The following is a 25892-nucleotide window of genomic DNA, read 5'->3' on the forward strand; positions in this document are numbered from 1 at the left end:
TGATCGGCAAGCGACCGCTTAGTATGCGAACCGACCCCGGTCAGACGAAGCAGTCCCCCGTGGAGGCCCCGCATGCAGGCATGGCAAGTGCACGAGAACGGCGAGCCGAGCGAGGTGATGCGCCTCGAGGACGTCGAGACGCCCACGCCCGGTGGCGGCCAGGTCCTGCTGAAGGTGCGTGCCGCGAACATCAACTTCCCGGACGCCCTGCTGTGCCGGGGCCAGTACCAGGTCCGGCCGCCGCTGCCGTTCACGCCGGGCGTGGAGATCTGCGGCGAGACCGAGGACGGGCGCCGCGTCCTCGCCAACCCCGCGCTGCCGTACGGCGGTTTCGCCGAGTACGCCGTCGCGGACGCCGCCGCCGTCCTGCCCGCGCCCGAGGCGCTGGACGACGCCGAGGCCGCCGCCCTGCACATCGGCTACCAGACCGGCTGGTTCGGCCTGCACCGCCGGGCCGGGCTGGAAGCCGGCGAGACGCTGCTCGTCCACGCTGCCGCAGGAGGGGTCGGCAGCGCGGCCGTGCAGCTCGGCAAGGCCGCCGGCGCCACCGTCATCGGTGTCGTCGGCGGCGCCGAGAAGGCGGCCGTGGCACGGGAGCTGGGCTGTGACGTCGTCATCGACCGGCGCGGCGAGGACGTCATCGCCGCCGTGAAGCAGGCCACCGGCGGTCGTGGCGCCGATGTCGTCTACGACCCCGTCGGCGGTGAGGCCTACGCCCAGTCCACCAAGGTCGTCGCCTTCGAGGGACGGATCGTGGTCGTCGGCTTCGCGAGCGGGACCATCCCCAGCCCGGGGCTGAACCACGCCCTGGTGAAGAACTATTCGATCCTCGGCCTGCACTGGGGTCTGTACAACACCAAGAACCCCAAGCTGATCCAGCACTGCCACGAGCAGCTCACCGAGCTGGCCGCCCGCGGCGCCATCAAGCCCCTGGTGAGCGAGCGCGTACCGCTGGGCGGGGCCGCGGCCGCCGTGCAGCGGGTCGCCGACGGCGTCACCACCGGGCGCGTCGCTGTGATCCTGGGACTCACCCAAGGAGGAGCGGCATGATCGACGCCGCCGAACTGCGCCGCCGTACGGCCCAGTTGCTGGCCGCCCACCCGCCGGCCACGACCGACCGCCTGGAATTCCTTCACGCCCGCTTCGACGCGGGTCTGGCGTGGGTGCACTACCCGGAGGGCCTCGGCGGACTGGGTGTCCCGCGCTCCCTCCAGGCCGTCGTGGACGCCGAGTTGGAGGCTGCCGGAGCCCCCGACAACGACTCGCGCCGCAATGGCATCGGGCTCGGCATGGCCGCCCCGACGATCCTCAAGTACGGCACCGAGGAGCAGAAGCAGCGCTATCTGCGGCCGCTGTGGGTGGGGGAGGAGGTCTGGTGCCAGCTGTTCAGCGAGCCCGGCGCCGGCTCCGACCTCGCCGCGCTGGGAACGCGGGCCGTCCGTGAGGGCGACGAGTGGGTCGTCAACGGGCAGAAGGTGTGGACGTCCGGCGCGCACAACTCCCGCTGGGCCATCCTCATCGCCCGCACCGACCCGGACGTGCCCAAGCACGCGGGCATCACCTACTTCCTCTGCGACATGACCGACCCCGGCGTCGAGGTCCGGCCGCTGCGTCAGATCACCGGCGAGGCCGAGTTCAACGAGGTGTTCCTGACCGATGTCCGCATCCCGGACTCGCGCCGCCTCGGTGAGGTCGGCGACGGCTGGCGGGTCGCGCAGACCACGCTGAACAACGAGCGCGTCGCCATCGGCGGCATGCGCCTGCCCCGCGAGGGCGGCATGATCGGCCCGGCCTCGAAGACCTGGCGCGAACGCCCCGAACTGCGCACCCACGACCTCCACCAGCGGCTGCTCAAGCTCTGGGTCGAGGCCGAGGTCGCCCGCCTCACCGCCGAACGCCTCCGCCAGCAGCTCGTCGCGGGCCAGCCGGGCCCCGAGGGCGCCGGCATGAAGCTCGCCTTCGCCCGCCTCAACCAGGAGATCAGCGGCCTGGAGGTCGAACTGCGCGGCGAGGAGGGCCTGTTGTACGACGACTGGACCATGCGCCGACCCGAGCTGGTGGACTTCGTCGGCCGCGACGCCGGCTACCGCTACCTCCGCTCCAAGGGCAACAGTATCGAGGGCGGGACCACCGAGGTCCTGCTGAACATCGTCGCCGAGCGCGTTCTGGGCCTGCCGTCCGAGCCGCGCACCGACAAGGACGTCGCGTGGAAGGACCTGTCCCGATGAGCACACAGCCCGACCTGCTGTACTCGGAGGAGGAAGAGGCGCTGCGGGCCGCCGTACGGGACCTGCTCGCCGACCACTGCGACGCGCCCGGCGTCATCGCGCGCACCGAGTCGGACGCCCCGCACGACCTGGCGGCCTGGAAGGCGCTCGCCGACGGCATGGGCCTGGCGGGGCTCCTGGTCCCGGAGGAGAAGGGAGGCCAGGGTGCCACGCACCGCGAAGTCGCCGTCGTGCTGGAGGAGTTGGGGCGCGCCGTCGCTCCGGTGCCATACCTGACGAGTGCCGTTGTCGCGACCGAGGCTCTGCTTGCCTGCGAGGGCGAAGGGGGCCTGCTCGGCGAGCTGGCGTCCGGTCGGCGGATCGGGGCCCTCGCCGTCGCCCTGAACGTCGCCCCCGGCGGTGCCTACAAGGTCGTACGGCATGAAGACGGTGCCCTGCACGGGGAGTTGACCGGCATCGCGGACGCGGCCGTCGCCGATGTGCTGCTCGTGCCCGCGGACGACGGTGGGCTGTACGCGGTGGACGCCGACGCCGTGACCGTCACCCCGCAGGCGTCCCTGGACCTGACCCGGCCGGTGGCGACCGTGGTTCTGGAGGGTGCGGCCGGCCGCCTGCTCGGGGACGCCGAACCCGCCGTACGGCGAGCGTTGCGTGCCGGGGCCGGGCTGCTCGCCTCCGAGCAACTCGGGCTCGCCGACTGGACGTTGACCGAGACGGTTCGCTACCTCAAGGACCGCAAGCAGTTCAACCGTCCCGTCGGCGGCTTCCAGGCCCTCAAGCACCGGCTCGCCCAGCTGTGGCTGGAGGTCGTCAACCTGCGCGCGGCCGCCCGGGGTGCCGCCGACGCGCTCGCGACGGGCGACGACGTCGACGTGGCGGTGGCCGTCGCCCAGGCGTACGCGGCGCCCGTCGCCGTGCACGCCGCCGAGGAGGCGCTGCAACTGCACGGTGGTATCGGGATGACCTGGGAGCACCCGGTCCATCTGTATCTGAAGCGGGCCAAGGCCGACTCGATCGCCTACGGCACCGCGGGCGCCCACCGTGCCGCGCTGGCCGAACTCGTCGGCCTCCAGGCTCCCTGACGTACGCCTGAGCGAACCACGCGGAAAGCCCGCCCCACCTGGGGCGGGCTTTTTCGTGTGCCTTGCACACGCCCTGACGGACGAAGTGAACGCGGGGCGGCAGTCCGGCCAACTCCCTGCCCGCCTCTGCTGTTTGTGGCCTTCGGAATCGCATACTCGCAGCGGTTCCCTACGCCCCGATCGCCCCTGTCAGGGAGGCAGAGCATGGCCCTCACCACCCGCCGCAGAGCCCTCACCACCCTCGGCGCCGCCCTCGCCGGCACGGTCGCCCTGCCCGCCACCCGTGCGTCGGCGGGTGAACAGAAGCACGGCCCGCGCCCCTTGTGGCGGGCGCACGCCCACAACGACTACGAGCACCCGCGCCCCCTCCTCGACGCCCTCGACCACCGCTTCGGCAGCCTCGAAGCCGACATCTACCTGGTCGGCGACCAACTCCTCGTCGCCCACGACCCCGAGGACCTCGACCCCGCCCGCACGCTGGAGTCCCTGTACCTCGACCCGCTCGCCGCCCGGGTAAGGGCCAACCACGGCTCCGTCTACCGGGGTCACCGCAAGCCGATCCAACTGCTCATCGACATCAAGACCGAGGGCTCGTCGACGTACCTCGAACTCGACCGCCACCTGCGGTGCTACAAGCACCTGTGCACGACGTACGCCCACGGCCGCGTGTTCCCCGGCGCGGTCACCGCCGTGATCTCCGGTGACCGTGCCGCCCGGGCGCCGATGGAGGCCCAGACCGTCCGCCGGGCCTTCTACGACGGCCGTCTCGCCGACCTCGGCAGCTCCGCGCCCGCCTCCTTCATCCCGTTGATCTCCGACAACTGGACGCTCAACTTCACCTGGCTCGGCGTGGGCGCCTTCCCGGACGCCGAGCGGCGCAAGCTGCGCGACATCGTCCGGGCGGCGCACTCCCGGGGGCAGAAGGTGCGCTTCTGGGCCACCCCGGACGTGGCCGGTCCCGCCCGGGACGCCCTGTGGGGCGAGCTGCTCGCCGCCGACGTCGACTTCCTCAACACCGACGACCTCGCCGGTCTGGAGGCCTTCCTCGGCGCCCACCGGACGGCATAGGGCCTGTCTGACACTTCCCGCCTGCCCCGCGACGCCGGGAACGCCGCGCGGGACACCACACGTTCGGAGTACAGCTCAGCCGCCCGGACGAACCCTCCGCTACGCCACACTTGCGGCCGAACGCCGTGAACCGGGCAAGGCGGCGTGGCGGAGGAGGTTGACGATGGCCATTTCCATCTCTGTGGTGCTGTTGCTGTTCATCCTGGCGGTGATCTTCGTGCGCAGCGGCGGGCTGAAGATGACCCATGCGCTGGTGTGTCTGCTGCTCGGCTTCTACCTGGCCAGCACGAGCATGGCGCCCACCATCAGCAGCGGTCTGACGGCCACGGCGGACATCGTCAGCAGCCTCAGACCGTGACCGTCAGACCGTGACCGTCAGGGAGTGGCCTCAGGGAGTCGAGAAGACCCCGATGCCGTTGGGGACGGGGCGTTCCACGCCGTCGGACGGGTGGTTGCGTACGGAGACGTTCGCCGCTCCCGGCTCGCGGGCGACCAGCGTCGACGAACCGCCGCCGTCCAGGCTGAACGCGTCGACCGAGCCCAACTCGCGCATCACGGATGCGACTTCGGCGATGGTCAGTCCGGTGCGGTACTCCCGCGCGCCGTCCAGCGCGAGCAGCAGCAGGCGTCGGCCGCCGTTCGCGATGCCTACGGCGGTGCGCACGGCCGAGGCCCTGTCGTCGAGGCCGGGCAGCGGCTGACCGTCGTCGAGCACGGGGTAGCCGCCGAGGGCGAAGCGGTACGGAACCCGTGACGCCGCCGCCACCAGTTGGTGCCGTACCTTCACCGGCTCGCCCGCGAAGAACTTCCGCAGCTGCTGCGCGCCCTCCTCCCGGCCCACGAGGACGGTCGTGTCCGGTGCGATCGGCCCGCTCCCGGGGGTGTCGGCCATCGACACGACCCGGCCGCGACGGACCGTCACCTCGTAGGTGTCGGTGCTGCACGGAGCCGCCCGGTCGGTGTCCGTGCCGCAAGTGGCACGCACCCGGGAGGCGCTGCCCCACGCGGCGGTGAACGCCCCGATGGAGCCCACCGGCAGCGCGTACTGGTTGAGCCCGCGCAGCGGCAGCCGGCCCTCGGGTGTGCGGATCGAGCCGACGAGGCGCAGGCCGTCCAGCCGGGCCCTGCGGTCGACGCCCACGCCGAGCACGTCCTCGGTGTTCGTGCCGGGCGGCAGTGCCGGACCGAAACGCTGACCGTCCGGCACCGCCGCCTTCAGGGCCCGGCCGCGCGCGATCGCCGGGCCCACGCTCGCGCCCGTCGCCTGCACGCCCGGATGCTGGGCCTCGCTGATGTTGAAGAAGTCACCGTTCACGCCCGCGACGGCCCCCTGCGCGGTCGCCTGCTGCGAGACGGTCGCCCGCGCCGCCACCGCCCCGGGGTGCAGCAGATCGAGACGTACGTGCGGGTCGCCCAGGTCGACGGTGAGCAGATGGGCGTGCGTGGTGCCCTTCGCCGCCGCGATGTCGAACTCGTCGTACACGACACCCGGCGCGATCGGGGTGCCCGGCTGCGCGGCGTCGGCCGGGGCCGCCCCCGCCAGGGCCGCACCGGCCAGCGCGCTGAGTGCCGTGAGCAGCGTGAGCGCCGCTCTGCCTGTTCCGAACCGTTTCTGACGACGCGTCATGATTTTCCCTGATGTCTCGTCAAATGTCCCAGGGCTCAGGGGAAGTGCACCAGACGGCGATGACCTGCAGGGTTGCTAGGCGCCGACGACCCGCGAACGGGTGAGGAAACGCACCCCCTCGGGTGCCTCCAGCGAGAAGCCGCTGCCCCGGCCCTCGACGACGTCGACGATCAGCCGGGTGTGGCTCCACACCTCGTACTGGCTGCGCGCCATCCAGAACGTCACCGGCTCCGCCACCCCCTCGACGTCCAGCTCCGCGAGCAGCACGTCCGAGTCGCCCGTGCGGAACTCGCCCGCCGGATAGCACATCGGCGCGCTGCCGTCGCAGCAGCCGCCGGACTGGTGGAACATCAGCGGGCCGTGCGTCGCGCGCAGACGGCGCAGCAGGTCGGCGGCGGCGGGAGTGAGTTCGACGCGCGGGGTCTCCTCATACATGGGAGCAAGGGCAGCACGGGGAACGTTGCGAGAGGGTTGCGCCCGTAACCTGCTCGGGTGACCATCGAGTTGACGCTGCTGACGTCCGTCTCCCACCGGGGCAAGGAGATCACCGCGCCCCGTCTGCGCGCCCTGCTCGTGCTGCTGGCCGGGGAGCCGCGGGCGGGATGCGGCATCGGGCGGCTCGTGGACGGGCTGTGGCCGGACGAGCAGCCGGAGAACCCGACGAAGGCGCTGCAGATCCTGGTCTCGCGGGCCCGCTCGCTGCTGGGCGGCGAGGTCATCGCCAGCACACCCGCCGGCTACCGCATCGCCCTGCGCGAGGACCAGGTCGACGCCTGGGCCGTCCAGCTGCACGCCGCCGCGGCCGCGGAGAAGGCGCGGGCCGGCGACTATCACGGCGCGGTCGCCGAGACCGAGGAGGGGCTCGCGCTGTGGGACGGCGGCCCGGCGGAAGGGGGGCTCCACGACGATCCGGTGGCGGCACTGCGCCTTGAACTCACCGTCACGTACGGGGCGTTGACGCGGCTGAGGGCGCTGTCGCTGGCGCGTTCGGGGCGGCGGGAGGAGGCGGCCGTGCCGCTCGGCGAGCTGGTGGGTGCGCATCCACTCGACGAGGAGCTGCTGCTGGAGCTGATGCGCTGTCAGGCGGCCACGGCAGGCGCGGCCGCCGCGCTGGCGGCGTACGACACCTACCGGCGACGCCTGCGCGACGAGCTCGGCACCGATCCGGGGCCCGCCCTGCAGGAGCTGCACCAGGAACTGCTGCGCGGCGAGGCGCCCGCCGTCCGGCGCGGCGTACCGCACGAACCCAACCCACTGCTCGGCCGGGACGCTGACGTCGACGCCGTGCGGCGGCTGCTGAACAGGGCCCGCGTCACCTCGGTCGTCGGCCCCGGTGGGCTGGGCAAGACACGGCTCGCGAGCGCCGTCGCCCGGGACGCCGAGCAGCGGGTCGTGCACCTGGTCCCGCTCGCCGGTGTCCGCCAGGACGCGGACGTCGCCCCCGAGGTCGCCTCCGCGCTGGGCGTCGGCGAGGGGCTGCGGCCCGCTGCGGGGGGCGACCTGATCGCCGGCATCGTGGGAGCACTGGGCTCCGGGTCCGCGCTGCTCGTCCTGGACAACTGCGAGCAGGTCGTCCAGGGTGTCGCCGATCTCGTCCAGGCACTCGTGTCGAGGACGAGGGATCTGCGCGTCCTCACCACCAGCCGGGCCCCGCTCGGACTGTCCTCCGAGACCGTCTACCCCCTCCCCGAACTCGACCTCGCCACCACCGTCGAGCTGTTCGAGCAGCGCGCCCGCTCCGCCCGCACCGACGTCGACCTGCCCGCCGACACCGTGGCCGCCCTCTGCCACCGCCTGGACGGGCTGCCGCTCGCCACCGAACTCGCCGCCGCCCGCGTCCGCGTGCTGTCGGTCCCGGAGATCGCCCGCCGCCTGGAGGACCGCTTCGCCCTGCTGCGCGGCGGCCCCCGCGACGCCCCCCGACGCCACCGCACCCTGCACGCCGTCGTCGACTGGAGCTGGAACCTCCTGGAGGAGCCGGGGCAGGCCGCCTTGCGCGCCCTGTCGGTGTTCCCGGCCGGCTTCACCGCCGAGACAGCGGAACAACTCCTCGACGAACCCGACGCCTTGGAGATCCTCGAGGACCTCGTCGACCAGTCCCTGCTGAAGGTGACCGACACCCCGCACGGCACCCGCTTCCGGATGCTGGAGACGGTACGGGAGTTCGCGGCCGCCCATCGGGAGCGGGCCGGTGAGGACGAGGCGGTCACCGAGCGATTCCTGTGCTGGGCACGGGACTTCGGGGCCGCCCACCACGACGCGCCCTTCGGCGCCGACCCCTTCGCGTCCTGGCATCTGATCCGCGCCGAGCAGGACAACCTCGTGCACGCCCTGCGGCCGGCGCTCGGCCTCGCGGACGCGGACACCGTCGCCGCGGTCACGGCCGTACTGGGGAGCCTGTGGTCCACCGAGGCCAGTACCAACTACGCCCGGCTGATCGCCCTCATGGAGGACACCGCGCCGCTGCTCTCCCACTACCGGCCGGGCCCCGAGTACGTCGAACCGGCCCGCACCGCAGCCGCCCTGCTGACCGCCAACGCCTTCCTCGGCTTCGGCCCCGGCGCCCCGCGCACCCTCGTCACGCTGCGCCGCCTGCCGCCCGCCCCGCCGGACACCCTGGTCCGCGCCGTGGCGACGGTGCTCAGCGCCCTGCCGGAGATACTCGCACCCGGCGGCCGCGGCACGCTCCACGCGCTGTGCGACAGCGACGAGCCGCTGCTCGCGGGCATCGCCAACGGTGCCGCCAGCTATGTGTGGGAGCACGAGAGGCAACCCGACCGGGCCCTCGTGGCCGCCCGCCGGATGCTCGACGCGGTCGGCGACCAGGACATCCCGGTGCTCCGGATCTGGCCGCGGGCCCGCTTCGCCGAACTGTGCCTGCAGATGGAGCGCGGCACGGAGGCGATCAGGCCCATGAAGGCCGCGCTGGCGGCCATCGAGGAGTACGGCGAGTGGACCGACTCGATCGGCCTGCGCTGGGGCATCATGCTGGCCAGCTTGCAGGCCGGGCATCTCGACGAGGCGGAACACTGGCTGGAGGAGGCGCTGCGGTACCAGCGCGAGAGCGCCGTGTCCGACCCGTTCACCCCCGACCTGGGCGCCCGCGCCGAGATGGCGCTCGCGCGGGGCGACATCGAGACGGGACTGGGCCTGTGGCGCCGGACCCTGGACCGGCTGGCGCACAACGCGCATTCGGTACCCGGCGGTGAACCTGTGTTGGAGGCCTGGGAGCCGGAGCTCCAGTCGGTCGCCGTGACCGCACACGCCCGCTACGGCCGCGCGGACCTCGTCGCACACCTCCTCGCCGCCTTCCCCGACCGCCTCACGGGCCTGTTGACCCGCTCGCCTGCCGTCCAGCCGGCCTACTTCCCGCTGTGCGGCGCGCTGCTGCTCGCGCTCGGCACGGCCGATCTGGCCAAGGGGGACACGGGCGGCGTACGGCTGATCGCGCTCGCCGAGCGGTTCCGGTATCTGCGCAGCTTCCAGCCCACGATGTCCTCGGCCGGCGCCCGCGAGGACGCCGAGAACGCCGACAAGGCGGCGTACGAGGACGCGGTGTCCACGTACGCCGCCCTGGACGACGACGGGCTGCGCGAGGCCGCGCTCGGCCTGGTGCGGGGGCGGGGGAGGCTCAGAGCCTGACCGGCAGGCTCAGCAGGTGGCGGCCGTCGCCGGGCCAGTGTCCGAAGCGGAGGCCGGCCCGGTCCACGGCCAACTTCGGTGCCGTGGGCCGGTTCACGAGAAGCCCCTCCAACACCACGCCCGTCACCAGTCGGCCGAGCGCCGCGCCGATGCAGTAATGCGGGCCGTGCCCGAAGGCGAGGTGCCCGTCGCCGCGGCCGAACTCCCTGGTCACGTCGAGGCGTTCGGGGGCCTCGTACGCGGCCGGGTCGTGGTCCGCGGCGAACAGGGCCACCGTCACCGCCTCGCCCTTCGACAGCGGCGTGCCGGCGAACACGAAGTCCTCGGTGGCGTAGAGCGTGGCGCCCATGCGCACCAGCGTGACGTACCGCAGCAGTTCGGGAACCGCGCGGCCGAGCAGCTCCGGCTCGGCGCGCAGCCGTTCCAGCTGCTCCGGGTGGTCCAGCAGGGCGAGGACGGCGTGGGCGAGGAACAGGGCGGGCGGGGTGATGCCGGTGTTGATCAGCAGGAAGAAGACGGCGACGATCTCGTCGTCGGTCATGCCGCCGTCGGCCAGCAGCGCCGACACCAGGTCGTCGGCGGGCTCGGCTCGGCGCCGGGCGACCAGGTCCAACGCGAACTCCACGACACCGCCGAGCCCCTCGATGAGGCGGCTGCCGTCGCCGTACGCGAAGTCCCGGATCCACCTGCACACCTTGTCCTGGTCGGCCGCGTCCACGCCGACCAGTGCGCAGATCACGGCCGTGCTCAGCGGGTAGGCGAACTCGCCCAGCAGATCGGCCTGTTCGCGCTCGGCGAGGGCCTCGATCAGCTCCTGTGCCGTCTTCTCGACGAAGGGGCGCAGTGCGGCCACCCGGCGGGCGGTGAAGGCACGGGTGAGGGGGCCCCGGCGGCGGGTGTGCTCGTCGCCGTCGAAGAGGGCCAGGTGGCCGGAGAGGTACCGGGCGTACTCGGGCGGGAGGCCGTCGAGGCCCTGTGCCAGCAACTCGGCCTGCGGATCCGGCATGTCGGAGCCGGCGATCGTCGAACGGTCCCGGATCAGGCGCGGCTCGCTCAGCGCGGCCCGCACGTCCTCGTGGCGGGTGACCAGCCGTACCGGGGTGTCGAGGCCCGGCAGGAGGACGTGGCCGAGGCCGGGGCGGGCGCGCAGGTCGGCGTAGGCACCGACGGGGTTCTCGACGAGTTCGGGGGTGAGGCGTACGGCGGTCATGGCAACTGCCCTTCCGGAGTCGGGGTGTTCAGCGGGCATCGCGGTCGAAGAGGCGGAGCGACCACATGAACCCGACGACCGTGATCGCCGCGCACCACGCCACGGCCATCCAGCCGTTGTGGCCGATCTCTGTGCCGGTCAGCAGCCCGCGCACCGTCTCGATGACCGTGGTGAACGGCTGGTACTCGGCGAACCAGCGGATCCCGGAGGGCATCGAGTCGACCGGTACGAAGGTGCTGCTGACGAAGGGCAGCAGGAACGAGATCGGCAGCGGGGCGTTGCTGGCGCCCTCCGGCGTCTTGCTGATCAGTCCGAGGGCGACCGAGAGCCAGGTCAGCGCGAGGACGAAGAACGCGAGCAGCCCGCAGGCCGCCAGCCACTCCACGCCACTCGCGTCGGGGCGGAAACCGATGGCGAGGGCGACGGTCATCAGCAGGACCAGGGTGATCGCCGTCTGGATGACGCTGCCGACCACATGGCCGACCAGGGTCGACGCCCGGGAGATCGCCATCGTGCGGAAGCGGGCGACGATGCCCTCGGTCATGTCCGTGCACACGGCGACCGCCGTCGGCACGGCTCCGACGCCCGCGGTCATCAGCAGGATGCCGGGGACGAGATAGGCGAGGTAGGCGGTGCGGTCGCCGCCCTGGCCGGTTCCGGTGCCGAGCGCGGAGCCGAAGACATACACGAACAGCAGGAGCAGGAAGACGGGGATGAGCGCGACCTGGAGCGTCATAGAGGGGTAGCGGCGGGCGTGCAGCAGGTTGCGGCGCAGCATGGTGAGCGAGTCGCGCAGATGCGGGGTGGTGGGCTGGGCGGCGGTGGTCATCGGATCTGCACCTTCTCGTGCTCGGGGCGGCCGGTGACCGCGAAGAAGACGTCGTCGAGGTCGGGGGTGTGCATGGTCAGCGAGTCCACGGCGACGCGGGCGCCGTCGAGGGCGTCGAGCAGGGCGCGCAGGGTGTGGACGCTGCCGTCGCCCGGGACCTGGAGGGTCAGCGCCTCGTCGTCCCTGAGGCCCACGCCCAACACCGCGGCGGCGCGGGCGAGTTCGGCCGGGTCGAGGAAGCGGAGCCGGACATGGCCGCCGGGGACGAGCCGCTTCAGCTCGTCCGCGGTGCCCTCGGCGACGATCCGGCCGCCGTTCAGGACCGCGATGCGGTCGGCGAGCTGGTCGGCCTCCTCCAGGTACTGCGTGGTGAGGAACACCGTGACCCCGCCGTCGACGAGTTCACGGATGATCTGCCACACGGCGTGCCGTGCGCTCGGGTCGAGGCCGGTCGTCGGCTCGTCCAGGAAGATCACCTCGGGAGAGCCCACCAGCGTCATCGCGAGGTCCAGGCGCCGCCGCATGCCGCCGGAGTAGGTGGCGGCGGGCTTCTTCGCGGCGTCCACGAGGTCGAAGCGTTCGAGCAGCTCGGCGGTGACGCGCCTGCCCTCGCGGCGGTCCAGATGGTGCAGGTCCGCCATCAGCGCCATGTTCTCCTCGCCCGTGATCAGGTTGTCGACGGCGGAGAACTGGCCGGTGACCCCGATCGCGGCGCGCACGGACTGCGGCTCGGCGGCCACGTCGTGCCCGGTGATACGGGCGGAGCCGCCGTCGGCACGGATCAGGGTGGAGAGGATCTGGACGGTGGTGGTCTTGCCGGCGCCGTTCGGCCCGAGCAGCGAGAAGACCGTGCCGCGCGGCACCCGCAGGTCGATGCCGTCGAGCACGACCTTCGCGCCGTACGCCTTGCGCAGCCCTGCGGCCTCGATGGCCGGCGGTGTCTGACCGGTGTGCTGCCGTGGTGAGTTCATGCCCGAGAGCGTGCGGGGGGCCGCCTTCGGTGCGGTTTCAGGGCGGTTTCAGGGGACGTGCCAGGGGACATGTCAGTGGGCGCTGTTAGCCTCCTGCGGCCCGTGTCATCCACGGGCCCACCAGGGGAGGAGAAACGTGAACAGTGCCAGAAGCAGCAGGAGTCGGCACAGACCCGGCCGTCTAGCGGTGGGTTGCCTCGTCACCGCCGCGGTCCTGACCGCGCCCGGCGTCGCCCACGCCGCCGACAACCTGCCGCCGCGTCAGCCGCTGGTCCAGGACCTGCAGACCGGTACCAAGCCGTGCGCCACGGGGGAGCAGAAGGCGTACGTCGGGGAGCCGCCGACCCTGCGGGCCGTGCTGTACGACCCGGAGGAGGACAACCAGCCGGCCGAGGCCAACCTGGTCAGCGGCGATTTCGAGGCCTGGTGGACGGACGCGGACGGGGCCGAGCAGCGCCGCACCTACACCACATCCGAGACCCTGTCCGGCACCCGGCAGCTCTGGCGCCTGCCGGAGGACATCCCGGCGAACACGGTCGTCTCCTGGCGCGTGCGCGCGAACGACGGCACCGCGGCCTCCGCGTGGAGCTCCGAGGGCGACGGCTCGGTCTGCGAGTTCGTGTACGACGACGCCGGCCCCGAGAAGGCGGTCGTCACGTCCCCGGACTACCCCGAGGACCAGTGGCAGGACGGCGTCGGGGTCTACGGCAGCTTCACCATGGACTCCCCGTCGGACGACGTCGCGCAGTACGTCTACAGCTTCCTCGGCGGCCCTCAGCTGACCGCCCGCCCCGCCGAACTCGGCGGCCCCGTCACGATCCGCCACCTGCCGCTGAAGACCCGCCCGGACCGACTCAGTGTCCGCGCGATCGACCGCTCGGGCCGCAGCAGTACGACCACGACGTACGAGTTCCTGGTCAAGTCGGGCCGCGCCCCCGTCGCCCACTGGACCCTCGCCGACGCGGCCGGCTCCACCACCGCCGCGGCCGAGACCGGACCCGCCGCCGGTGCCGGCTCCGGTGTGACCTTCGGTGCGAGCGCACCGCGCGGGACCGCGCTGCCCTCGGTGGCGAGCCTCGACGGCAGCAGCCACGCCTTCCTCACGCCGGCCGCCCCGGCCGTCGACACCGGCAGGACCTTCGCCGTCAGCGCCTGGGCGCGGCCCGCGCAGACGGACCGGAACATGGCCGTGGCAGGCCAGGACGCGGGCGACTCCGCCGCCTTCGAACTGGGGCTGCGCACCCGGGACGAGGGCCCGGTGTGGTCGTTCACCGTCGGCGGCACCCGTATCACGGGCGGCGCCCCGGAGACCGGTGAGTGGGCCCACCTGCTGGGCCTGTACGACAGGGAGACCGGCCAGGCCCAGCTGTACGTCAACGGCCAGGAAGTCGGCACCAAGTCCGAGGCGACGCCCTCCGTGCCCCTCGGCGCCTTCCAGATCGGCCGCTCCCGCAACGGCGACGGCTACCGCGACCGCTGGCACGGCGCACTCGGCGACATCCGTGCCTACGACCGGGTCGTCGTCCCCGACGAGGTCATCGAACTCGCCCACCGTCGACCGACGTTGCTCGGCCACTGGTCGTTGGAGACCGCCACCGACGGCGTGAGCCCCGAGCAGAGCGGCAAGGCGCCGCTGACGCTCGGCCCGGGCGCCTCGATCCACCGTGGCCCGGACGGCTCCTGCCTCCCCGAGCTCGATCCGGACTGCCCGTTCGTGCCCTACCCCCTCGTCGGTGACGGCCACCTCCAATTGGACGGTGAGACCGGGTACGCGGCCACCGCAAGCGCCGTCGTGGACACCTCGGACAGCTTCACCGTGGGCGTCGTCGTCCGCCTCGCCGACGCCGAACCGGCCGCTCCGATGACCGTGCTGTCGCAGGGCGGTGAGCACACGGACGCCTTCAAGGTGCGCTACGACCCGTCCGTCCATGCCTGGCAGCTGGTGATGCCGCAGAGGGACGAGGCCGGGGCGCCCGAGGTCGTCGTCGCGCAGATCGAGGCCGCGGACGGCGGCGAGGGTCCGGGGCACCGCCTGGCCGTCCTCTACGACGACGCGACCGACCGGATCAAGCTCTACCTCGACGGCCACACCAACACCGATGCCACCGCCACTCTCCCGAGCGGCTGGCACAGCTCCGGCGCCTTGCAGATCGGCCGGGCCAAGGCCGGTGACGGCTGGGGCGAGTACCTGCACGGCGACGTCGACGAGGTGCAGGCCTACGCCGGCGCCCTGAGGGACGGCGACATCGGCGGCCTGGGGTGGGGCACCGACCCCTGCCTCTGCTGAGTAGTCCATGAGCGGCGGCGTGGCAGTGGCCTGCCGCGCCGCGGCAAAACCCTGAGCCAGTGCCGAGGTCTCGGCACTGGCTCAGGGCAGGTAGGGCCTATCGACGATCGTCGCCGATCGTGACGAAGCCCGTGGCCTTCGCGCCGGTGACGTTGTCGTAGACGACGTCACCGGTGGACTTCTTCCAGATCCTGATACGGAAGGTGTCCGGGGCGTCGGTCGCGGTGACGCGGAAGCCGTAGCCGCTGCTCCCGTTGACCTGGCCGCTGCCCTGGTAGACGGCCTGGGAGCCGTTGACCACGAGCCAGTCGGAGCCGGTGGAGCGGAACTTCAGCCGCGCCGGACCGAAGTCGAAGTCGGCCTTTCCGGTGGGGACCGCGGCTCCCTTCGCGTAGGCGGCGGCGAAGGAGAAGGCCGCCTTGCCGGTCAGGTCCGGCTCGGCCGGGTAGGCGCCGGCCGAGGAAGTGATCACGCCGGTGCCGAGGGCGGGGCCCGCCGCGCGGTCGTAGACGATCAGCTCGGGGAGGGTGGTGCTGTCCGAGGCGCCGTCGTCGTCCGTGACCGTGATCACCGGGCGGTGGATGCCGGCCTCGGTGTAGGTGTGCTCGGCCCGGCAGCTGGTGCCGCTCACCGTGCCGTCCGTCGGTTCGGTGCCGTCCTTCCAGTTGATGCGGCAGGTGTGGGTGTCACTGGTGCCCGGGTCGGCGAACTCGGCGGTGACCACCGTGCGCTTGCCGGCCGACACCGGGGACGCCGGCCCGTTCGCGGACGTGATCGCCGGTGCCGCGTTGGCGACCTTGACGGTGGCCGTGTCGCTGCTGCGGCCCCCGGTCAGCGTGACCGTGTAGGTGCCGTCGTCGGTGCAGGTGAGCGTGGTCTTCGCCGTCCCGGCGTCGGTGACGGCGCAGGGCGCTCCCTCCTCGACCGCCCACTTCGGGCTGCCCGCGCCGGAGATCGAGCCGTTCAGCGGGATCCGGTCGCCCTCCGCGCCGTCGGTGTCCTCGCCGGCGTGCACGATGGTGACGGGGTCGATGGAGGTCAGCGTGGGCACGACCTTCTCGATCAGGCCGTCGGCGTCGAACTCCAGCTTGTCGATGGTGGTTTCGCGGTGGGTGCCGTCACCGCCGGGGATGGCGAACCGGTGGTAGGCGATGTACCAGTCGTCGGTGTTCGGGACCTGGACCACCGAGTGGTGGCCGGGGCCCTTGATGCCGAGGGAGAGGTCCTTCTCCAGGATCACGCCGTGCTTGGTCCACGGACCGGTGGGAGAGGGGCCGGTGGCGTAGGCGACGCGGTAGTTCTCGTCCCGGGTGTCGTTCTCCGACCACATGAAGTAGTAGGTGCCCTTGCGCTTGATGACGAAGGTGCCCTCGTTGTAGCCGCTGGGCGTGATGTCCTTCATCTTCGAGGTGTCGACGGAGGTCATGTCGTCGTTCAGCGGGGCCACGTAGGCGTGTCCGTTGCCCCAGTAGAGGTACGACTGCCCGTCGTCGTCCGTGAAGACCGCCGGGTCGATCATCTGGCCGCTGAACTGGCCCGCCTTGAGCAGCGGTTGACCGAGCGCGTCCTTGAACGGACCGGTCGGCGAGTCGGAGACGGCGACCCCGATGTTGGCGTCGGCGCAGAAGTAGAAGTAGTACTTCCCGTCCTTCTCGGCGATCGCCGGCGCCCAGGCCCTGCTGTCCGCCCAGGAGACGTCGGGACCGAGGTCGAGGATGACGCCGTGGTCCTTCCAGTGGACCAGGTCCGTGGAGGAGTACGCCTTGAACTGCGTACCGCTCCAGCCCGGGAAGCCGTCGGTGGTCGGGTAGAGGTAGAAGGTGTCGCCGAAGCGGACGATGTTCGGGTCGGCGTTGAGCCCCGGCAGGACCGGGCTCTTCATGACGAGCGCCGAGACCGTCCAGGTGCGCTTCTTGCCGTCGGAGCCCGTCACCTCGTACGTCACCGGCTTGCTGAAGTCCCGCACGCTGCCGGAGGCCGGGCTGATCGCCGCGCCGTGGGCGAGGGTGAACTCCGGGGCGAGGGCGGTGAGATCGGTGCCCTCCTTCATCGGCAGCGTGATCCTGCTGCCGGCGTTGTCGACGAGGGCGTCGACCTTCAGCGCCGGGTCCGTCGCCTTGGCGATGCCCGCGGTGTTGCCGCTGAGCTCCATGACCTCCGCTGCCGTGAGGGCCCGGTCGTAGATGCGGAAGTCGTCGACCTCGCCGCCGAAGTACGGGTCGGCCGAGTACAGGGACCTGCCGATGTAGCCGCTGTGGTCCTTGTTCGCGTCGTACAGCTCGGACGGCTTGGTGGTGACGCCGGTCGCCCGGGCCGCCTGGATGCCGTCGACGTAGAGGACCATCGTGCCGGTCGCGCCGTCGAGGGTGACGGTGACGTGCCGCCACTCGCCGGGCGTGAGCTGGGAGCCGGCCGTCAGCTTCGACTCCGCCGACCAACTCGCCTTCGTGATGGCCGAGTAGAGACTGGAGCCGCCGTTGGAGGGGGTCGCGAAGAGGTACTTGTTGCTGTCGGGGCCGAGCCCGAACAGCCACTGGAAGCTGTCGCCGCCCTTCCACTTGGCGTACGTCGAGACGGTCACGCTGCCGGCGTTCTTCAGCACGCCGTTCGGGATACGGACGTACGGCGAGGTGGTCGAGGAGCCCGCACCGCCGGACATCTTGAACGAGCCGCCCTCGACGCCGGTGCCGAAGTCGGGCGTACGGACGTAGGTGCCGTGGTAGCCGTGTCCGCTGGAGTCACGGGCGATGTTGCCGCCGGTCTCGTCGAAGTCGTACTGCAGGAGCAGGTCGGCCGGGACGTCCGGGCCTTCCTCCGAGACGGTGACCTCGGCCCGGACCGGGATCGCGGCGCCGTCCGGCAGGCTTCCGGTCACGGTGAAGGTGCCGGTCTGCGCGTACTTCGACTCCGGGACGTCCTCCCAGGTGACGGCGACCGGGCGCTTGACGCCGTCGGCGTACTCGGCGATCACGGTGGCCGGCAGGACGGGCGCCTGGCCGGTCTTCGTCGTCACCTTCACGCCCTCGACGCTCTCCACGAGCTGGTCCGGCTGGTAGGCGCGCAGCAGGCGGTCGTACTCGGCCTGCGTCACCGGGAGCACCGTGCCGTGGCGGGGCTTGGCCGGCAGGTCGTAGCCGGTGGACGGGGTCCAGGTGCCGGAGGCGAGGTCGGTGGTCTCGAAGGGGATGTAGCCGCGGCCGCCGAACTCGTCGAGGAACGCGTACCACTTGTCCTCGGTGTTGGACTTGAACACCAGCGGCCCCTCGGCCGCGCTCATCGCGCCCTTGCCGATGCCCTCGGCGACGGCGTCCCAGGACAGGTCCAGCAGGGAGTCGCTCTTCTCCTCGAAGATGAACTTGCTGTTGGGAGTGGAGGAGGTGTTGTTCCGCTCGTCCTTGGAGAGACGGAAGTACGTCCCGTCGTGCGCGATCACCGTGGAGTCGATGACGGAGTAGCCGCGGTCGATCCAGACCTTCGGCTCGCTGAACGTGTAGAAGTCGCGGGTGGTCGCGTACATCATGCGGTTGTACGTGTCGCCGGAGTGCGCCTCGTTGTCGTACAGCTTCGACGCCCAGAAGACGACGTACTCACCGCGCTGCGCGTCGTAGAACGCCTCCGGTGCCCAGGTGTTGCCCGCGCTGTCCGGCGAGACCTTGACCAGGCGCTGGTTCGTCCAGTGGACCAGGTCGGTGGACTCCCACACCATGATGGACTTGCTGCCGGTGCGCTGGGACGCGTCCCAGTCGCCGTTGCCGTAGATCCTGAGGTCGGTGGCGATCTGGTAGAACTTGTCGCCCTCCGGGGAGCGGATGATGAACGGGTCGCGCAGGCCCTTCTCGCCGAGCGTGGAGGTCAGGACCGGCTTGCCGTCGTTCAACTCCCGCCACTTCAGCGGGTCGTTGCCCTTGCTGAGGGCGGCGTAGAGCTGTTCGCCGTCCGACGTGCCCTCGCCGGTGAAGTAGCTGAACATGTAGCCCTTGAGGGCTGCGTCGGCGGGGAGTTCCGGGACCTTCGCGGTGAACGTGCGGGTCGCCTTCGCCTCGCCCTTGGTGACGGTGGCGGTCAGCTCGACGGTGGTGGCGCCGTCGCCGTGCGCGGGGCGGTGGACCACGCCGTCGGCGGAGATGACGTCCGGGTTCGCGGAGGCCCAGGCGACCTCGGTGCCGTAGTCACCCTGTGCGGGGAGCGTCAGGTTGCCGCGTACGTCGTCGAGGTTGTGGACGCTGAGGGACTCGGCGGCCTGCTCGGTGGCCGTCTCGTCGTCGAAGGCGGGCAGGACCGTGACGTCGAAGGCCTTGGTGTCGGTCACCGTGCCCTTCTCCAGGGTCGCGGTGAGCGTGGCGTGGGCGTCCGGTTCGCCGGCCGCGGGGCGGGTCACCGCGCCGGAGTCGGACACGACGGCCGGGTTGTCGCTGGCCCAGCTGATCGAGGAGCCGCCGGCCGTGCCGGTCCTCGGCAGGTCGAGGTCGGCCGTGACGGCGCTGGTGTCACCGAGGCTCAGCGCGGCCTTGTCGTCGGCGACGCCCTGCGTGGCGACCGGGAGGGCGAGTTGCTCGACCTCGGAGCCGGCGAGGGCGCGGTCGTAGACCCGGAAGTCGCGGATGCGGCCCTTGAAGAGCTTGTCGCCGGAGTAGACCGACTTGCCTATGTAGTTGGCGGTGGTGGTGCCGGAGCCGATGGCGCCGGGGGTGATGGTGACCGAGGTGTTGCGGCCGACCTCCACGCCGTCCTCGTACAGCACGCCGGTGCTGCCGGTCTGGGTGTAGGTGACGTGCTTCCACACCGAACGGGTCAGATTGTGCGAGTCGGCGGGCCGGGTGGTCTGCTCCGTCGACCAGTTGCCGGTCGCGATGGACGTCCGGTAGGAGTTGCCGGTGGTGAACAGGTAGCCGTTGCCGCTGCTGCCGCTCGTGTTGCCGAAGCCGTAGAGGAAGTACGGCGTGGACTGCGTGGAGTCGATCCGCACGTCCATCGAGACGGTGATCGCGTCCATGCTCTTCATGACGTCGTTCGGCACCTTGACGTAGGTGTCCGAGCCGTTGAAGGCGAGCCCCTCACCGGTGCCCGACCAGTCGGCGGCGCCGCTCACCGTGCCGTCACGGCCGTTGCCGGAGGCGTCGGTCACGGTGCTGCCGGAGGCGGCGTCGAGCTTGTACCAGAGGGCGAGACCGTCCGTGATCTCCGCCGGTGCGGCCGCGTCCGCGGCATGGGCGGGAACGGTGGACGCGGCGAGTCCCAGGACCAGCGAGGCGGCGGTCAGTCCGGCGAGTCGACCCGCCAGGCGTCTCGCGCGGCCACGGACGCGTGCGATGTCGCGTGCGATGTACGGCATGTGGAGTCCCTGCTGAGGCATGGCGGGGCCGCGGGCCTCGGCCATGGGCACCCTGCCGTTTCGGCTGTGTTGCGAGAGTGTCAAACGGAGTGTGGTGCAGCGTCAAGAGGTTTCGAACAATGTCCGACAGGTCGAACATTGCGCATGGGAGTCAGCGATTCCGCCTCGCGCGGCGTGCCTCGGTCAGCAGGGGGAGGAGGGGCAGCAGGGAGATCACGACGACGAGGGCGACCAGCGGCAGCAGGAAGTCGTCCACGTCGGGGACGGAGGCCCCGAGGGCGTATCCGGCCAGGACGAGACTCTGCGACCAGAGCAGCCCGCCGACGATCTGCCAGATGGTGAAGGTGCGGGTGGGCACGCCGAGCGCGCCCGCCGCCGGGTGCAGGACGGTGCGCACCATCGGGATGAAACGGCCGATCACCAGGGCCTTGCCGTAGCCGTAGCGAGCCAGAAGCCGCTCCGCGCGTGCCGCCGTCTCCCGCACGCCCCGTTTCGAAGTGCGGGCCAGCAGGGCACGCCCGCCGTGCCGCCCGAGCAGGAAGCCGACCTGGCCCCCCACGACGGCGCCGACCGCCGCGCCCAGCAGCACCTGCCACAGCACCAGCCGAGGCGCCTGCTGGGCGGTCCCCGCACACAGCACACCCGCCGGGAACAGCAGCGTGTCACCGGGCAGGAAGAAGCCGAACACCAGCAGCCCCGACTCCGCGAAGATCACCACGAGGACACCGAGCGCGCCGAAGGTCGCCAGCACCGAGGCACTGTCCATCGGGTTGACGGTGATCACCGCCATCACCTCCCGGCCGTCCTCGTAGGTCGCCCTCCCTCAAGCATCCCGTGCGGGGAGGGGTTCCTCCACGCGGTCCCGTACGGTGCGGCTCGAAGCCTCAGCCGCGGCCCTGATCGCCGGGCAGCGGCTGCTCGAACCAGACCACCTTGCCCGTGCTCACCCGCGTCGCTCCCCAGCGCAGTGCCAGTTGGTCGACCAGGAACAGTCCGCGGCCGCCCTCGTCGCTCAGCCGGGCGTGCCGCATCCTCGGCACCACCGGGGAGTCGTCACCGACCTCGCAGCGCAGGACGTCCGTGCAGAGCAGTCGGAGCGTGATCGGCCGGGAGGCGAAGCGTACGGCGTTCGCCACCACCTCGCTGACCAGGAGCTCGGTGGACTCCACCAGGGAGTCGAGCCCCCAGAGGTGGAGCGTCCTGCGGGTCAGCCGGCGGGCCTGTCCCGCGGTCTGCGGGCGAGGGGCCATGTACCAGTACGCGACCGTCTCCGGCAGGATGCCCTCGAACCGGGCGGCGAGCAGCGCGATGTCGTCGTCCCGGTCGCCCGCACCCAGAGTGCCGAGCGCCTCGTCGCACAGCGTTTCCAGCACCGGCGGCACCGGGCCCGAGGCGGCCGCGCGCAGCCGGGCCCGCAGCCGCTCCACCCCGGTCAGCACGTCCGCGTCACGGGACTCGACCAGGCCGTCGGTGTACAGCAGCAGAGTCGCCCCGGCCGGCGCGTGCAGCTCGGTGGACTCGAATCCGCCGATGCCCACGCCGATCGGCGCTCCGGGCGGGACCCGCAGAATCTCCCCGCGGCCGTCGGGGTGCAGGAGGACCGGCGGCAGATGGCCGGCGTTGGAGACCAGCAGCCGGTGCAGGACGGGGTCGTACATGGCGTAGAGGCAGGTCGCCGTGTGCTCGGTGCCCAGGCGCCCGGCCTGCTCGTCGAGGTGGTGCAGGACCTCGTCGGGGGGCAGGTCGAGCAGGGCCAGGGTCTGCACGGTGGTGCGCAGCTGGCCCATGATCGCGGCCGATGTCATGGAGTGGCCCATCACGTCGCCGATGACGAGGGCGACACGGTGGCCGGGCAGCGGGATCGCGTCGTACCAGTCGCCGCCGACCTGCGCCGTCCGCGAGGCCGGCAGGTAGCGACTGGCCAGCCTGACGCCGGGGGGCTCGGGCAGGGACGGCGGGAGCATCGTGCGCTGCAGCGCGTCCGCGACAGATGCCTCGCGCGCGAACAGCATCGCCTTGTCGATGCCCAGAGCGGTGTGTGTGGCGAGCTGGGAGGCCACGAGAAGGTCGTCGCCGGTGAAGTCGGGCCGACCGGGTCCGCGGAGGAGGGCGACGCTGCCCAGGGCATGGCTACGGCCGTGCAGCGGGGCGATGATCAGCCGTTGCCCGGGCGGCATGGCCTGTGGAGCGTTCGCGCCGCCCAGCAGTTGGGCCGCGGTGGAGGCGACGCCCGCGGTGCTCCCGAGCACCGGCCGCCCCTCCTCCAGCAGCTTGGCGAGCCGACCGTCGGCGGTCGGGTGTACGACTTCCGCCGCCGGCACGGGCGGCTCGGAGCGAGGGGGTTCGGACGGCCAGGGGCGGCCGGAAAGCCCGGGGCGGCCGGAAAGCCAGGGGAGGCCGGGGAGGCCGTAGCGGCCGGGGTGACCGGCTCCTGCGGGGAGACGCGGTCCGTGGTGTGCAGCCGCAGGATGCCGGGAGCGGCGGCGGCCTCGTCGCCGACCGGCAGCGGATCGTACAGATGGACGAACGCCGCGTCGGCGAAGGCGGGAACGGCCGCCCGGCACAGCTCGTACAACGTCTCGTCGAGGTTCATACCGCGGGCGATCTGCCGGGTCGCCGCGTCGAGATAGCGGAGCCTGTCGGTCTGCGGCTCGATGACGTCCGGCACGTCCCGCCGTGGATCCCCCAGCCCGGCGGCAGGGGCTCTCGCGGGCGCGGGCGTCGGCAGCATCGCCGGGGCACTGTCGTGCGAACCGGAACGCGCTTCCGACCGTGCCACGTCCTTGGCCTCGTCGGCACGGTCGCTGGACGGGGCTGACGCGGCTGACGGCGCCGACGCGGCTGACGGCGCTGATGAGCCTGACGGCGCTGACGGGGTTGACGGAGCGGCGTGCCGCAACCGAGGCGGCCGATGCGGGAGCCCAGCGTGCCGCTGCGCGCCGGCCGCTTGCCTGCCGGTGCCTTCACCGGCCCCGAGACGCTTCGTCATCGTGTCCTTCCCGCCGTGCGGGCCCGCGCCGGAGCGGGCGGATCAGGAGTCGTCGGCAGGGCGCCGTCGGCAGCGCAGGAAGATCTGTACCTCGGGCTGGACGTCCGCGGTCGCGGGAGCGTACGTGTACGAGGACTCGTCGGTGATCTCGAAGCCGGCCGCCTCGACGACGTCGCGCAGCTCGTCCCTCAGATAGCCGGAGACGCGGATGTTCTCGCCGATGAACGGGATCGAGAAGTCGTCCACATTGGCCTCCACCATCGACAGCGCGAACAGGCCGCCCGGAACCAGCAGGTGGTGGACGGTTCGCAGGGCGAGCGGGATCTCGGCGCGCGGCAGCATGAGCAGCGAGAAGAACGCCGCCACCGCGTCGAAGTGGCCGAGGTCCAAAGGGCCTCCGGGCCGCAGATCCGCGATGTCCGCCCGATGGAACTCCCCGGCGGGCACCTGGTCGCGGGCCAGCGAGACCATCCCGTCCGACAGATCGACACCGACGACCTCGAAGCCCGCCTCCGCCAGCTGGCGCGCCGTCGGGATCCCGGTGCCGCACCCCAGGTCCAGCACCCGGGCCCCGGCCGACAGGGAGACACCGAGCCACTCGGCGGACGCGACCTGCCCTTCCTTGTGGGGAAAGGCCTCGTCATAGCGCTCGCCGATGGCGTTGAAGGCCTCGGCCTGGCCTGTGCGGTCGAGCTGCATATCGCCGTAGTCGACCTTGTCAGCGGAGCTGCTCACGGGGATTCTCCTCTGATGCTCATAGGCGATTTTGGCATAGTTGTGCGGATGTGGGTGTGGCCTGCGCAGGGTGGGGGCGGCCTGGGAGCGCAGGGGCGGCCTGGGGAGGGACGACGAGCCCTCATGCCCCCGGCACGGGTCGGACCGTGAGGATCTGCTGGGCGTGACCGACGGGGCCGTCGGCGTCGTGCAGGACCGTACTGGTGAGGCCCTGTCCGCAACGGCCGAAGGTGACGCTGGTGTCCAGTCCCGTCCAGGCCCCTCGCGGCCGTCGGTGGAGATGGACGGTCAGGTCGGCATCGGGGAAGAGCCATGCGCTGGGCGGTTGCCGGACGGCGATGCCGTTGGCCGTGTCGACCAGGGCGAGATACGACGCGAGGGGGCTGACGGGAACACCGGCGACCAGATCCACTGGCGTGGAGACCCAGACGGTCGCACGGCCCGGCCGGGGCGGTGTGACGGGGCGGACGTCCAGGGAGGCTGTGCAGCCGCCGGGCCACACGTCGGACATCGGCCACGAGGCGAGCGACTCCGGTGAGGTGAGGCGGTCGTCGGAGCCGCCCGCGACCGCGGTGGTGTCGTGGCCGGACAGGAACCAGGCGCGGGCCCGGACGACCGGGCGGCCGGCGATCCGTACGACCGCTTCGAGGAGCTCGATGGTCCGCCCGGGCCGATGGTCTCCAACTCGATCGCGCACTCGTCGAGGGTGAGGCGGCCGAGGATGTCGTAGCTGATCCGGGACAGAAGCAGGCCGTCGTTCGGCCGGGCGGCCCGGTGCCGGTCGATGGCGTGCGCGACGAGCCCGCCGAGCGGACCGAAGTGCTGTTCGTCCGTGCTCCAGGCTCCGCTCGCGTGGGTCGTCGGCTTGTAGTGGTGGTCGTCGATGGGTTCGTAGTAGCTGTCGGGGAGCAACGGTCATTTCTCCTCGGTGAGTTGGCGAGTTGGCGAGTTGGGGAGGGAGGCGGGGGGCCGGAGGGCGGCGACGGGGTTCAGAGGGCGTTCAGCAGGACGACGTACACGGCCGTGCCCGCGCCCACGCTGAGGATGGTGCGACGGCCGAAGGCCAGGTGGACGCCGGCCGTGACGGCGACGGCGAGCAGCGCGTACCAGGTGCCGCGCGGGTCGGTCGTGATCGTGCCGTGCAGGGCGGTCACGGCGAGGATGGCGAGGATGCCGACCGGCATCCACACCGCCAGGCGCCGCACGACCGCCGAGTCGCGCAGTCGGCCCAGCAGGGCGAAGGGGACGGCACGCAGGGCGAGGGTGATGGTGAAGACGATCGCCAGGACGGCGGCGAGATACGAGGTGCTAGGCACCGGCGGCCTCCTGGACTGTGCGGCGGGCAGCGATGGCGTGGCGGGCCAGGAGCAGGCCGACGAACAGCAGCAGTGCGGTGAACATGGCCATGCCTGGGGTGAGGATCAGGGCGACGGTGACGCTCGCGCCCGCCAGCAGCAGGGACGGAAGCTCCTCGCGGGAGTGGAACGCGTCCAGGGTGAGCACGGTGAACAGGGCGCACAGAGCGAACTCCAAGCCCTTGACGGGCGCCGGCAGGGCCGAGCCGAGCGCGACGCCGACGAGTCCGCCGCCGACCCAGTAGGCCTCGCACGCGATCTGCATGGCCAGCAGCCGGGCCGCCGAACGCTCGTGCTCGGGCAGGGAGGCGTTGACGGCGTACACCTCGTCGATCATGGCGTAGACGGCGTACGCCTTGGCCACCGGGTGCTTGACCAGGTGCAGCGGGAACGAGAAGGCGTAGAAGACGTGCCGGAAGTTGACCACGAGGACGGTCAGGGCGACCGCGGCGAGCGGTGCGACGGTGGCCGTCATGCCCACCAGCAACAGCTCCAGGGAGCCGGCGAACGCGGCCAGGGACAGGGCGGGGGCGAGCC

At 71.9% G+C, this 25892-nt stretch carries 16 protein-coding genes and 3 pseudogenes; 7 read left to right on the top strand and 12 right to left on the bottom strand.

Annotation, left to right across the window (positions count from 1 at the left end; translation table 11 throughout):
• The first annotated feature begins 72 nt into the window (after positions 1–72).
• The 5 genes from QQM39_RS40840 (at position 73) to QQM39_RS40860 (ending at position 4736) form a co-directional block, all read left to right on the top strand.
• Entirely contained in the window at positions 73–1050 is a 978-nt protein-coding gene (locus tag QQM39_RS40840) for an NADPH:quinone oxidoreductase family protein (protein ID WP_302002625.1), read from the top strand.
• The gene (locus QQM39_RS40845) at positions 1047–2228 is read left to right on the top strand and encodes an acyl-CoA dehydrogenase family protein (RefSeq protein WP_302002626.1); all 1182 of its coding nucleotides are present in this window, start codon (positions 1047–1049) and stop codon (positions 2226–2228) included. Before QQM39_RS40840 ends, QQM39_RS40845 begins: the two co-directional genes overlap by 4 nt.
• Entirely contained in the window at positions 2225–3310 is a 1086-nt protein-coding gene (locus tag QQM39_RS40850) for an acyl-CoA dehydrogenase family protein (protein WP_302002627.1), read from the top strand. The genes QQM39_RS40845 and QQM39_RS40850 overlap by 4 nt, the downstream gene beginning before the upstream one ends.
• A 204-nt stretch (positions 3311–3514) precedes the next feature.
• Complete coding sequence (locus QQM39_RS40855) at positions 3515–4378, top strand: phosphatidylinositol-specific phospholipase C/glycerophosphodiester phosphodiesterase family protein (protein ID WP_302002628.1); 864 nt, start codon at positions 3515–3517, stop codon at positions 4376–4378.
• A 163-nt stretch (positions 4379–4541) separates the two neighbouring features.
• Complete coding sequence (locus QQM39_RS40860) at positions 4542–4736, top strand: hypothetical protein (RefSeq protein WP_302002629.1); 195 nt, start codon at positions 4542–4544, stop codon at positions 4734–4736.
• A gap of 30 nt (positions 4737–4766) precedes the next feature.
• On the opposite strand, the gene QQM39_RS40865 is transcribed toward QQM39_RS40860, so the two are convergent.
• Positions 4767–6005, bottom strand: a complete 1239-nt coding sequence (locus QQM39_RS40865) for a phosphodiester glycosidase family protein (RefSeq protein ID WP_302002630.1) — start codon at positions 6003–6005, stop codon at positions 4767–4769.
• Between the two features lie 75 nt (positions 6006–6080).
• Positions 6081–6440, bottom strand: a complete 360-nt coding sequence (locus QQM39_RS40870; protein WP_302002631.1) for a DUF779 domain-containing protein — start codon at positions 6438–6440, stop codon at positions 6081–6083.
• Between the two features lie 57 nt (positions 6441–6497).
• Here QQM39_RS40870 and QQM39_RS40875 point away from each other — a divergent pair, with 57 nt between their 5' ends.
• A complete protein-coding gene (locus tag QQM39_RS40875; RefSeq protein WP_302002632.1) occupies positions 6498–9647 on the top strand; it encodes a BTAD domain-containing putative transcriptional regulator in 3150 nt (1049 codons plus the stop codon).
• On the opposite strand, the gene QQM39_RS40880 is transcribed toward QQM39_RS40875, so the two are convergent.
• From QQM39_RS40880 to QQM39_RS40890, 3 genes are read right to left on the bottom strand one after another with little or no spacing between them, the layout of a single operon-like run.
• Positions 9637–10857, bottom strand: coding sequence for a cytochrome P450 (locus QQM39_RS40880; RefSeq protein ID WP_302002633.1), 1221 nt, complete (start codon positions 10855–10857; stop codon positions 9637–9639). The genes QQM39_RS40875 and QQM39_RS40880 overlap by 11 nt on opposite strands.
• A gap of 28 nt (positions 10858–10885) precedes the next feature.
• Entirely contained in the window at positions 10886–11686 is an 801-nt protein-coding gene (locus tag QQM39_RS40885) for an ABC transporter permease (protein ID WP_302002634.1), read from the bottom strand.
• Positions 11683–12657, bottom strand: coding sequence for an ATP-binding cassette domain-containing protein (locus tag QQM39_RS40890; protein ID WP_302002635.1), 975 nt, complete (start codon positions 12655–12657; stop codon positions 11683–11685). Before QQM39_RS40890 ends, QQM39_RS40885 begins: the two co-directional genes overlap by 4 nt.
• Positions 12658–12844: 187 nt before the next feature.
• On the opposite strand from QQM39_RS40890, the gene QQM39_RS40895 reads away from it, so the two are divergent.
• Positions 12845–14944, top strand: coding sequence for a LamG domain-containing protein (locus QQM39_RS40895; RefSeq protein ID WP_302002636.1), 2100 nt, complete (start codon positions 12845–12847; stop codon positions 14942–14944).
• A gap of 97 nt (positions 14945–15041) precedes the next feature.
• Here the strand turns inward: QQM39_RS40895 and QQM39_RS40900 are convergent, their stop codons facing one another.
• From QQM39_RS40900 to QQM39_RS40930, 7 genes and pseudogenes are all read right to left on the bottom strand, one after another.
• A complete protein-coding gene (locus QQM39_RS40900; RefSeq protein WP_302002637.1) occupies positions 15042–20276 on the bottom strand; it encodes a family 43 glycosylhydrolase in 5235 nt (1744 codons plus the stop codon).
• Between the two features lie 151 nt (positions 20277–20427).
• Positions 20428–21060, bottom strand: a complete 633-nt coding sequence (locus QQM39_RS40905) for a DedA family protein (RefSeq protein WP_302002638.1) — start codon at positions 21058–21060, stop codon at positions 20428–20430.
• Positions 21061–21160: 100 nt separating this feature from the next.
• Positions 21161–22869: pseudogene (locus QQM39_RS40910) on the bottom strand (SpoIIE family protein phosphatase).
• A gap of 438 nt (positions 22870–23307) precedes the next feature.
• The gene (locus QQM39_RS40915) at positions 23308–23964 is read right to left on the bottom strand and encodes a class I SAM-dependent methyltransferase (RefSeq protein WP_302003899.1); all 657 of its coding nucleotides are present in this window, start codon (positions 23962–23964) and stop codon (positions 23308–23310) included.
• A 157-nt stretch (positions 23965–24121) separates the two neighbouring features.
• Positions 24122–24912: pseudogene (locus tag QQM39_RS40920) on the bottom strand (thioesterase family protein).
• Positions 24913–24989: 77 nt separating this feature from the next.
• Positions 24990–25316 carry a branched-chain amino acid transporter permease gene (locus tag QQM39_RS40925; RefSeq protein WP_302002639.1) on the bottom strand — a complete coding sequence of 109 codons (327 nt, stop codon included), beginning with the start codon at positions 25314–25316 and terminating at the stop codon, positions 24990–24992.
• Positions 25309–25881: pseudogene (locus QQM39_RS40930) on the bottom strand (AzlC family ABC transporter permease); the annotation flags it as partial. The pseudogene QQM39_RS40930 and the gene QQM39_RS40925, both read right to left, overlap by 8 nt.
• Positions 25882–25892 lie beyond the last annotated feature (11 nt).

Origin of the sequence: Streptomyces sp. DT2A-34, assembly GCF_030499515.1 — a bacterium.
Taxonomy (GTDB): Bacteria; Actinomycetota; Actinomycetes; order Streptomycetales; family Streptomycetaceae; genus Streptomyces.